The organism is Chryseobacterium sp. WLY505 (assembly GCF_030846215.1).
Classification (GTDB): Bacteria; Bacteroidota; Bacteroidia; order Flavobacteriales; family Weeksellaceae; genus Chryseobacterium.
The window spans coordinates 50,114-61,879 of the sequence record NZ_JAVCWI010000018.1; the positions used below are offsets into that span (position 1 = coordinate 50,114).

General features: G+C 36.6%; 9 protein-coding genes. 8 read left to right on the forward strand and 1 reads right to left on the reverse strand.

The window, feature by feature from the left end; all coding sequences use genetic code 11:
* The first annotated feature begins 5 nt into the window (after positions 1-5).
* The 8 genes from RAH34_RS21985 (at position 6) to RAH34_RS22020 (ending at position 9,545) form a co-directional block, all read left to right on the forward strand.
* On the forward strand, positions 6-1,259 hold the full coding sequence (locus RAH34_RS21985; RefSeq protein ID WP_306597551.1) for a glycoside hydrolase family 105 protein: 1,254 nt from the start codon (positions 6-8) through the stop codon (positions 1,257-1,259).
* An 83-nt stretch (positions 1,260-1,342) separates the two neighbouring features.
* Positions 1,343-2,986: a glycoside hydrolase 43 family protein gene (locus RAH34_RS21990; protein ID WP_306597552.1), complete on the forward strand. Its 1,644-nt coding sequence runs from the start codon at positions 1,343-1,345 to the stop codon at positions 2,984-2,986.
* Positions 2,987-3,571: 585 nt separating this feature from the next.
* Positions 3,572-4,417, forward strand: coding sequence for a rhamnogalacturonan acetylesterase (locus RAH34_RS21995; RefSeq protein WP_306597553.1), 846 nt, complete (start codon positions 3,572-3,574; stop codon positions 4,415-4,417).
* 1 nt (position 4,418) lies between these two features.
* Positions 4,419-6,086: a glycoside hydrolase family 28 protein gene (locus RAH34_RS22000; RefSeq protein ID WP_306597554.1), complete on the forward strand. Its 1,668-nt coding sequence runs from the start codon at positions 4,419-4,421 to the stop codon at positions 6,084-6,086.
* A gap of 155 nt (positions 6,087-6,241) precedes the next feature.
* A complete protein-coding gene (locus RAH34_RS22005; protein ID WP_306597555.1) occupies positions 6,242-7,150 on the forward strand; it encodes an alpha/beta hydrolase in 909 nt (302 codons plus the stop codon).
* Between the two features lie 16 nt (positions 7,151-7,166).
* Positions 7,167-8,147, forward strand: a complete 981-nt coding sequence (locus tag RAH34_RS22010; protein WP_306597556.1) for a pectinesterase family protein — start codon at positions 7,167-7,169, stop codon at positions 8,145-8,147.
* Between the two features lie 281 nt (positions 8,148-8,428).
* Complete coding sequence (locus RAH34_RS22015) at positions 8,429-9,163, forward strand: rhamnogalacturonan acetylesterase (protein WP_306597557.1); 735 nt, start codon at positions 8,429-8,431, stop codon at positions 9,161-9,163.
* A 43-nt stretch (positions 9,164-9,206) separates the two neighbouring features.
* On the forward strand, positions 9,207-9,545 hold the full coding sequence (locus tag RAH34_RS22020; protein ID WP_306597558.1) for a cupin domain-containing protein: 339 nt from the start codon (positions 9,207-9,209) through the stop codon (positions 9,543-9,545).
* 365 nt (positions 9,546-9,910) lie between these two features.
* Here RAH34_RS22020 and RAH34_RS22025 read toward each other — a convergent pair whose 3' ends face one another.
* Positions 9,911-10,918: an IS110 family transposase gene (locus tag RAH34_RS22025; RefSeq protein WP_306597559.1), complete on the reverse strand. Its 1,008-nt coding sequence runs from the start codon at positions 10,916-10,918 to the stop codon at positions 9,911-9,913.
* Between the last annotated feature and the right edge of the window lie 848 nt (positions 10,919-11,766).

Sequence of the window (11,766 nt, forward strand, 5' to 3'; positions counted from 1 at the left end):
ACATCATGAACTTTATCAACAACACTATTAAAATCTACGCTATGGCAACTGCCTGTTCCGGATTATTTTTTTCCTGTGCACAAAAGCCATTGCAAAACACTTCATCAGAAATACATTCAGAAACAAACGACAAAATTTCGGCTAAGCTTCCATGGTCTCAAAGAATGCTACTTTCTGAAATAAAAAGATTTCCGCAAGCCTGGATGCTGGATTATAACAAAGCACCTAAATGGAGCTATCCAACAGCAATTGTTCTGGAAGGCGCAGAAAGACTATATGAAAAAACCGGGAACAAAGAATATTATCAGTATATCACAACTTTCGGGGACACAATGGTAAAAGAAGACGGAAGAATCGTTTCATACGATCTTTCCAAATACAATATCGATATGCTGAATTGCGGGAATGTCCTTCTTTACCTTTACCAGCAGGAGAAAAAAGATAAATATTTGAAAGCTTTACAAACCCTGCGTTCTCAGATTGACGGTCAGCCAAGAACTTCAGAAGGCGGATTCTGGCACAAGAAAATTTATCCTAATCAGATGTGGCTGGATGGATTATACATGGGCGAACCCTTTTATGCGCACTACACTCACTATTTTTCAAAAGGAGAAGAAGCTGAAAAGGCATACAGTGATATCATCAACCAGTTTGACCTGATTCAAAAGCATCTTTTAGACAAAAAAACAGGACTGCTCTACCACGCCTGGGACGAAAGTCGTCAGCAGCAATGGGCCAATAAAGAAACAGGTCTTTCTCCTAATTTCTGGTCGAGAGCAATGGGCTGGTACGGAATGGCCATGGTAGATGTTTTGGACTATTTACCTCAAAATCATCCAGGAAGAGCAAAACTACTGTCCTATTTAAAATTGTATTGTGATGCCGTCATCAAAGTACAGGACTCCCAAACAGGACTTTGGTATCAGGTACTGGACAAAGGCGGAGAGAAAGGAAATTATCTGGAAGCTACAGGCTCATCTATGTTTGTGTACACCATGATAAAATCTGTAAACAAAGGCTATTTACCCCAATCCTATAAAGCTTATGCAAAAAAGGGCTATGAAGGAATTATCAAAAATTTAATCACTGTAGATGAAAATGGTGTAGTAAGCTTGAATAAATGCTGTGCAGTAGCCGGACTAGGCGGAACACCTTACAGAAGCGGGTCTTATGAATATTATGTGAATGAAGAAGTACGCTCCAATGATCCGAAAGGAACAGGTCCTTTTATCCTTTCAAGTTTAGAATTTGAAAAGTAAAAAAAGATTGAGAAATTCTCATCCTTGTCAAGGTTTAAAACCTTGACAAGGATAGGTAAGTCAGGTAAAGTATAATTGATTTTATGAAGACAAAAAATATTGTAAATATCATTGCCATTACAGCGTGTTCAGTAGCTTCTGCTTATCTTCAGGCACAGAAAAAAAACTATGTTTCCGAAGTCTGGGCTGCCGATCAGGGAAAAAACTACAGAAACCCGATTTTATATGCAGATTATTCCGATCCGGACGTTATCCGTGTGGGCAGCGATTATTATATGACGGCTTCCAGCTTCAATGAAACACCGGGGCTTCCCATCCTTCATTCTAAAGATATGATCAACTGGAAATTGGTCAATTACGCCATTCAGGACCTCCTTCCTCAGGAACATTTCTCTACTCCGAAAAGAGGTGATGGAGTCTGGGCGCCAAGCATAAGATTTCACAAAGGAGAATTTTATATTTATTGGGGAGATCCTGATTTTGGAATTTACATGGTGAAAACCAAAGATCCGTTGGGAATCTGGGAAAAACCGGTCTTGGTAATGGAAGGAAAAGGATTAATAGATTCCTGTCCGTTCTGGGATGAAGATGGAAATGCCTATCTTGTTCATGGCTGGGCAGGAAGCCGTGCAGGAGTAAAAAGTATTTTAACCCTCAATAAAATGAATCCCGAAGGAACAAAAGTTCTGGATAAAGGCGTTCATGTTTTTGACGGTCATGATGCCCATCCTACGGTTGAAGGTCCTAAACTATATAAAAGAAACGGCTACTATTATATTTTTGCTCCTGCAGGTGGTGTAGCTACAGGATGGCAGCTTGTATTGAGATCAAAGAATATCTATGGTCCGTATGAAGAAAAAATAGTATTGGAGCAAGGCTCAACAACCATCAACGGGCCTCATCAGGGAGCATGGGTAGATACTCCTTCCGGTGAAGACTGGTTTTATCATTTTCAGGATGTGGATGCTGGTGGAAGAATCATTCACCTACAGCCGATGAAATGGGAAAAAGACTGGCCTGTAATGGGAGTAGATTATAATAAAAACGGAATAGGCGAACCTGTTGCAACTTATAAAAAGCCTGATGTTGGACAGTACTACCCTGCTTCAACGCCTCCTGAAACCGATGAATTTGACGGAGAGAAATTAGGACTGCAATGGCAATGGAGTGCTAATGAAAATATTGTATGGTCATCCAAACTTCCCGGACAAAAATTTTTAAGGCTTTTCTCCATCAAAGTTCCGGAAGGAGAAAAAAATCTCTGGAATGTCCCTAATCTCTTAACCCAAAAATTTCCGGCTCCGACTTTTGCAGCCTCCACCAAGGTGAAGCTGACTCCGGAAGATGCCAAAGAAGGAAAAACTGCAGGATTATTAATCATGGGGTTAGACCATGCGTCTTTGGTAATCACCAACAAACCTGATGGTTATTATCTCCAACTCAGGAAAGCGGAAAAAGCAGATAAAGGCGGGGAAGAAAAAATACTATTTGAAGCCCCATTAAAAAGTAACGAAGTCTATTTAAAAGTCAATGTAAATGAGCCTAATGGTTTATGTCAATTCAGCTATAGTGAAAATGGCAAGAATTTCATCAAAGCCGGTGAGATTTTTCAGGCAAAACCCGGAAAATGGATTGGAGCAAAAGTAGGTTTGTATAGCATCAGTACAACAAAAGCACCTCGTGGAGGATATGCAGACTTTGAATGGTTCAGAATGACAAAGAAATAAAATATAAAACGCAAGCAGATAATGCAGATAACGCATATTTTAATGATAAATTAATACACAGTCATCTGCAAAATCAGCTCAATCTGCGAGAGATTAAAAATAAAATTATGTTGGAAAACGCATATAAAAACCTTTTGTCTTTGTGATTATCCAACAAAAAAGTCATACAGAAAAGAAATAAAACGCTCGCAGATGATGCAGATAACGCAGATTTTAATGATAAACTAATACACAGTCATCTGCAAAATCAGCTCAATCTGCGAGAGATTAAAAATAAAATTATGTTGGAAAACGCTAAGACGCAATGAAATATCAGAATATAAATAATTATAAGAACGCAAAGATTTTATCTCCGATAAAATTGAATACCGCTTACTTGGCTGAAAATATTAGATTTTCTTGCGCCTTAAAATATTATACGAAATATTAAAATCCTTTGCGTCTTTGCGATAATCCAACAAAACAATATATAAACGCAAGCAAATTAAACAGATAAAATAGATTTTTAAGATAACAAACATGATCATCTGCAAAATCTGCGAGAGATTAAAAATAAAATCATGTTGGAAATCCAACAAAAAAGCAATGAAAAAAAACATATACAAAACCGTTTCATTTTTATTCAGTGTAATATTGTTATCAGCATGCCAGTCTCAGGATAGTGCAAAAAAAATGATATCAAAACAGAATAAAAAAGTAACGCATATCTACCTTATCGGAGACTCTACGATGGCCGATTACACCGGAGACTATGATCCAGGAAAAGATTATATGAAAGTACGCTATCCCATCACAGGTTGGGGGCAGGTATTTCAGCCTTTCTTTGCAAAAGACAGCATTGAAACTCTGAAACCAGCTATCAATACAGATTCCGTAGTTGTTATTGACAGGGCACATGGTGGAAGAAGTACAAGAACTTTTTTTCAGGAAGGAAGATGGCGGTATGTGTATGAACATCTTCAGCCCAATGATTATGTGATCATGCAATTCGGGCACAATGACGGTTCAGAAAGGCATCCTGAGCGTTATGTAAATATTCAGGGATATAAAGAATTTTTAAGATTATTTGTTTCCCAGACCAAACAAAAAGGCGGAAATCCTGTTATTGTAGCTCCTGTAGCAAGAAATTATCCCTGGAAAAACGGAAAACTTGAAAATGTACACGGCGAATACTGGCAGGCTCCCATTGATATTGCTAAAGAAATGAATGTTCCATATATTGATTTAAACAAACTATCCATGGAGTATTTTACTAAAAAAGGACAGGATTTTACCACCAGTCATTATTTTATGAATCTTCCTGAAAATACGTATGAAGCCTATCCTAAAGGGCAGAAAGACAATACCCATTTTCAGCCTGAGGGCGCAAAGATAGTTGCTTCGCTGGTCTATCAGGAATTTAAAAATATAATTAAAACTCAAAAAAAATAATATGAAGAAGTCACTTACCATTATCAGTTTAGCCGTAACCATGATGTTTTCCGGGCATACCTATGCTCAGAATATGGATATTTATAAAAACATTGAGTTTACAATGCCACAGGTTGTAGAAACTTCTTTTCCTGCCAACACCGTTTCCATCACTCAATTTGGCGGAGTTTCGGGGGGAAATGTAAAAAATACACAGGCATTCAAAAAAGCAATCGATGACCTTAGCAAAAAAGGAGGTGGAAAATTGGTTGTGCCTAGAGGAATGTGGCTCACCGGACCTATTGAATTGAAAAGCAATATCAACCTTCACGTAGAAGAAGGCGCTTTCATTATTTTCAGCAAAGATAAAAATGATTATCTCCTGGTAGATGTAAGTTTTGAAGGATTAAATACTACGCGTTGCCAATCGCCTATTTCAGCAAAAAACGCTACCAATATTGCCATCACAGGAAAAGGAGTCATTGATGGAAGCGGAGATGCCTGGAGAGCCATTAAGAAAAGTAAAGTAGCAGAATCGGAATGGAAAGAAATCATCAAATCCGGTGGAATATTATCTTCCGACGGCAAGACATGGTATCCTTCAGAAAGCTATAAAAAAGGATTTGAGAGCAGCTCAAGCTTCAATGTTCCTGATAAAATATCCAAAGACGAACTGAATACGGTAAAAGACTTTCTGCGTCCGGTAATGGTGAGTCTGGTGGGTTGTGATAAAGTATTGTTAGATGGTCCCACCTTCCAGAATTCCCCGGCGTGGAATCTTCATCCCTTGATGTGTTCCAATCTGATTTTAAGAAACCTTACCGTAAGAAACCCATGGTTCTCCCAAAACGGGGACGGTGTAGATCTTGAATCCTGTAAAAATGTACTGATCTACGACAATACTTTTGACGTGGGTGATGATGCGATCTGTATTAAATCCGGTAAAAATGAAGACGGCAGAAAAAGAGGAATGCCTACTGAAAATGTCATCATCAAAAACAATATCGTCTATCACGGTCATGGAGGATTTGTTGTAGGAAGCGAAATGTCCGGAGGTGCCAGAAATATTCATGTTTCCGACTGTACTTTCATCGGAACAGACATTGGACTTCGTTTCAAAACGACCCGTGGAAGAGGTGGAATTGTTGAGAATATTTACATCAAAAATATTGATATGATTAATATTCCGACACAGACGATTGGTTTTAATATGTTCTACGAAGGTTCTTCCCCGGTTTTAGAAGAAGGACAGAAACAGGAAGGAAACAAATCGCCTGAAAAAGTATATCCGGTAACAGAGGAAACTCCTATTTTCAGAAATATATTCTTTAAAAACATCAATGCAGTCAACTCTTACGAAGCTATCACCTTATTTGGTCTTTCCGAAATGAACCTTAAAAATATTGTGATTGAAGATTCAAAATTCGATACCAAAAAGGCATTGACTATTGTAGATGCAGATGGAATCCAGTTAAAGAATGTAACCCTGAAATATACGGAAGGAACGGGAGCAACGGTTTATAACAGTAAAAATATCAATCTGTCTACCGTGAAATTTGAATCACCAATAAAACCTTATATCAAAGTTTTAGGAAACAAAACCGGAACTGTAGCTTTACCTAAAGATTTACGATCTGATAAGAGCACAGTTTCTATAGGAGCGGATGTAGCTAAGAACTCAATACAATAAATCTGATAGAATATAAACCATTAAGATGAGTTAAATTTTTAAGAATATTAAGTTAGACTTTGCACTACAAATTCCACTTAACAATCAGAAGGATTTTCTTCATTCATCTTAATAGCTTAAAATTCTTAATGATTTCAATATAAAAATCTGACAAAATGATTTTTAATAAAAGACATACTTATATTTCTATTTTCTTCGTAGGGACGATGGCATTCGGGCAGGTAAGCAGACCGAATGCTTCTCCTTACACCAATGAAGGAACTTTTGAAAAGTTAAAGAAGAAATATCCTTTCATTGTCCCTATTGATCGCCCGGTCCCTTCAAATATTAAAATAGACAGGGATATTGAATACAAAAATATCAACGGTTCATCATTAAAAGCCGATGTATATTACCCTATTGATGATTCAAAAAAACATGCAGGAATCGCAATGGTTCACGGTGGCGGATGGATTTCCGGCAGCAAAGACAATGAAAAATATATGGCTATGGAATTAGCTTCAAAAGGATTTGTTGTCATCGCTGTTGGTTACCGTCTTGCGGATGTTGCAAAATATCCTGCCGGAATTGAAGACATAGAAAACGCTATTCAATGGTTGCAGACTCATCACAAAAAATATTCTTTAGATAAAAAGAAAATAGCCGTTTTGGGCGAATCTGCCGGAGCTCAGATGGCCACTCTGGTTGGCGTACAAAAGAAAAATAATATAAAAGCGATCATCAATATTGACGGAATTGTATCCTTCATTCATCCTGAAGCAGAGGAAAGTACTTATGCCTCCTATTGGCTGGATGGAGACCGAAATACCAACCTAAAAAACTGGACAGAAGCTTCACCGCTGGAATATGTGAGTAAAAATACACCACCTACCCTTTTTATCAACAGTTCTCAACCCAGATTTCATGCCGGAAGAGATGATATGATGAAAAAATTAAAGGCGCATAACATTCCTACTGAATTTCATGAAATTAAAGACTCACCCCATTCATTCTGGTCTGCAGAACCCTGGTTCACCGAAACGTTGAACTATACTGTTGATTTTTTAAATAAAGTGTTGAAATAGTTTTTAACCAGAGCTTATGAAAAAATTATTTATAATTCTGTTTTTGCCAGCGGTTCAAATTTTCTGGGCGCAAAGCAAACCGTATATTACCATTACAGTGGCTCAGGATGGAAGCGGAGATTTTACCACCATTCAAAAAGCAATCAATTCTGTAAGAGATCTTGGTCCGGCAGAAGCTTTAATCAAAATCAAAACAGGAATTTATTATGAGAAAGTGATTATTCCCTCTTCAAAGCATAAAATCACGCTGGAAGGAGAAAACAGAAACAATACGGTTATTACCAACAATGATTTCTCAGGAAAAACAGATGCTTTCCATGAAAAGATGACGACTTTCAACTCCTATACTCTTCTGGTAATGGGCGATGATAGTAAGATCAGTAATCTGACCATTCAAAACAGCTCATGCAACGAAGGCCAGGCAGTTTCACTTCATGTAGAAGGTGATCGTTTTGTGATTAAGGAGTCCGATATCCTTGGCTGTCAGGACACCCTTTATTCCGCCTCCAACCATAGCAGACAGTATTTTGAAAACTGTTATATAGAAGGAACTACCGACTTTATTTTCGGACAGGCAACTGCTGTTTTTAAAAACTGTACGATTAAAAGTCTGACTGATTCTTACATCACCGCTGCCGCAACGGAAATGGACAGAAAATATGGATTTGTCTTTTTCGATTGCAAGCTTACTGCTAAAGATGAGGTTTCTAAAGTGTATCTCGGAAGACCGTGGAGACCTTACGCCAAAACGGTTTTCATCAATACGGAAATGGGAAAACATATTCTTCCCGAAGGCTGGAATCCCTGGAAAGGAGACAAAATGTTTCCTGATAAAGAAAAAACTGCTTATTACGCAGAATACGGAAGTAAAGGCGAAGGAGGAAATCCTTCAAAACGGGTAAGCTGGTCACATCAATTGACAGCAAAAGACCTTAAAAATTACACCTTACAGAAAATCTTTGACAACTGGAATCCTAACATAAATAATAAGCAATAGATAATGAGCAATATCCAGAAGATATTTAAATGAAAAATAATGACCAATTTTTCGATCCCATTGACATTGGAATATGAAGCGTTAAAAAAATTATTTCTGTGAACGTTAAGAAAATTCTATTGTTTGAGTGCGAAATCAATAATGACCCGAAGAAGAAAAATCGAATTCGCACGAGTTTAGAATTTTTAGAGAATAGAATTAATTTTTAGCGGAAGATTCCCAGTCTTGAATTTTTGATTCTTTTGTTTCAAGACAAAAGAATTATACTAAATAAAATAAAAATGAATAAAAAACTCACCTTTCTCATCCTCTTCCTTTCCATCATCGTCTATGCACAGCAACCTACGCTATTCCTCATTGGTGATTCTACCATGGCCAATAAAGAAAATCCAGATAAGAATCCAGAGCATGGCTGGGGACAGATGCTTCCATTACTTTTAACAACAGGAATATCCGTTCAGAATCATGCCACCAACGGACGAAGCTCCAAAAGTTTCAGAACGGAAGGTCGATGGAATAAAGTTTTGAACCAACTTAAGAAAGGAGATTTTGTCATCATTCAATTCGGACACAATGATCAGAAAGTGAATGATTCTGCCCGGTTTACCAATCCATACACCCAATACAGAGCCAATTTAGAAAGATATGTAAACGAAGCAAGATCTAAAGGCGCTATCCCCATCCTTATGACGTCAATTGTGAGAAGAAACTTTAACGAAAACGGTGTTTTGGTGGATACCCATAAAGAATATCCTCTGGTGGTAAGAATGGTGGCGAATGATCTTAAAGTTCCCTTTGTTGACCTACAGCTCTTATCCGAACAGCTTGAAATTTCCTATGGTCCGGAAAAGTCAAAAAAATTGCATCTGCATTATAAAAAAGGAGACGACCCTTTTTATCCGGAAGGAAAAGATGACGATACTCATTTATCAAAGCTGGGTGCAGAATCTATTGCAAAACTGGCTGCTACTTCTTTGAAAGGCTTGAAAACCGGTTTGGAAAAGTATATAAAATAAAACGGATTGCAGATCGTACAAAATTGTAATTAAAAAAAATAAAATGGATTTCAAAAAAGAGCCTTTCTTCAATGGAAACTCTGCATGGGAAGATGTAGGAAATGGGGTTTCCAGACAGTTTGTGGGATACAATTCCCAGATAATGATGGTTATTGTAAAGTTTGAAAAAGATGCTATAGGAACTTTGCATCAGCATTTTCATTCTCAGATCACGTATGTTGCTTCTGGAAAGTTTGAAGTTACCGTAGATGGTGAAACAAAAATTTTACAGGAAGGTGATGGATTTTTTGCACAGCCTAATATTTTCCATGGGGTAAAGTGTCTTGAAGAGGGAAAACTCATTGATGCTTTTACGCCTTTCCGGGAGGATTTTCTTATTTAATTAAAACAATGTTGGAAAACGCTAAAGCGCTAAATTTTTAAAATACCATTCGCTTTTAAGGCGCAAATATTTTATCTCCGATAAAATTGAATGCTGCCTATTCTTAATGTTTTCCAGCTTCAGCAAAGTTTGAAAAAGATGCTGTAGGAACTTTGCATCAGCATTTTCATTCTCAGATCACGTATGCTTATTTAATTAAAAGAATGTTGGAAAAACGCTAAGGCGCTAAATTTTTAAAATACCATTCGTTTTTAGAACGCAAAGATTTTATCTCCGATAAAATTGAATTCTGCCTATTTTTAATGTTTTACAGCTTCAGCAAAATAAGCAGATAAACACGAAAAGATCCGCGAGATCTGTGTATTCTAAGACATATGCAAATTATATCGTATTAAATTTACAAAAGGTTGTTCTCTTTTTACTACAGCAAACATTCTATACACGAGCTTACAACATACTGCATTAATAATAGAATTATGAGCTTTTCCCTGCTCTTTTTTTCTTTTATAATAAGCTTTTAATTCCTCATCATAAATTATGGCTGAATTAGCGCCATTGAAAAGCACGGTTTTGATTCTCTTATTTCTAAGCTTACTGGTCTTTGTTTTCCCTTTAATACTAGTTCCAGAAGTATGTTCAAAAGGTGCTAATCCAGCATAGCAGTTGAACTTTCTTGGATTTTGAAAGCTTGTAAAATTATTAGTTAATACAATCATATAAGCAGCAGTAAGGAAACCGACTCCTTTTACTTTAGTTATTTTCTCAAAGTTTTTATTTATTCTTGTCTCACTATTGATCTGCTCTTGTATCTTTTTTTCTATTAGAGTAACCTTTTTATCTAGTTGTTGTATATGATAGGTAATATCATCCATTTCAAAATCTACATCCGATATTTTACTGGCCTGATAAAAAGATTTTTTCTCATTTTTAAATTGTGTTCTTACTTTAATAAGAAGATTTCTGTAAGTAAGAAGATTTTTTACTTTAAACAGCACTTTTTCAGGAAGAACATAAGGTTTAAGATCTTTTGAATATGTTTTTAGATACTTGGCAATTCTCCAGGCATCGACTCTGTCATTCTTTCCTCTTTGGATTCCCTGGCTTAATTTTATTTCAAGAGCAGGAACTTGATAATAGTCAATTTGACTGTCCTCTAACATACTACAAAGAAGAAGTCCATAGTTCCCCGTATTCTCAAAACAATACCGCCATTCAGAATCGGGTTCAAAATCTGAAGTACAGCTAATCATTTGCTGTATACCAGCTGCTGTATTCTCTACTTTTAATGCTGTTTCTTGTTCATTAAGATCGTTTAAAATACAAATGTCCAATGTGTCCTTTGAAATATCTATTCCAATAAAGTAAGTTTTCATAACTTTGGATTTAGGGTAATTCTGAACGAACCAATTTGAATAATGCTAAAACCTTTAATAAGCCTTAATGCTTAAAATTCTAAATGGCAGATATTCAAAAGAGAAAATCAAGTCTTATACACAGAATAGGTCTATTCTGGAAATCTGTTTAGTTCACTTTATTTTCTCTGGTTCTTCAGAATATAATTATTATCTAATTTATAACTAAATCCTTTTGTAAATCTAAAGGAGATCTGTGGGCAATCATCACCCCAAAACCCGCATCCCGCACCCCGAATCATCCCCTCTCACCCTCTCCAACGCATAAACCCTCCAACCCTCCCACGCTCTCACCCCGTCCTCCAAACAAATGCTTAAAATTTTTCACCCTGCCTTCCAGTGTCTTATGCCAAAAAACGCTATCCAATATGAAATTTATGTTAAATAAACTTGCGTAGAGTATATGAAGTTTCTATCTTTGCCCCACTGAAAAACGAAAGACATTCAGTAGCGCAGAAGAGCCTTTAGATAGGCATAAACAATATAACTTCAAAAAGAAACGGACGAAAAAAAACTTTAAAATTTTTTGTAAAAAAAAGTTGCCGGTTTAAAAAGAGTTTGTATCTTTGCAGTCCCAATTAGAGGGAGCGCAGGAGTATAGAGATTGAGGGTTTGAGAAGAATTAAGGTTACTTAAAAAACTTTAAAATTTTCTTCAAAAACATTTGGTCAATTAAAAATAAAGTTTTACTTTTGCACTCGCAAATACGGAGTAACACTGACAGAAAGATTGCTTCGTTACAAAGCGGAAGATATAAAGATCATTGACATACAATATAACAACCAAGTAAGGAAAAACTAAAGCGTTAA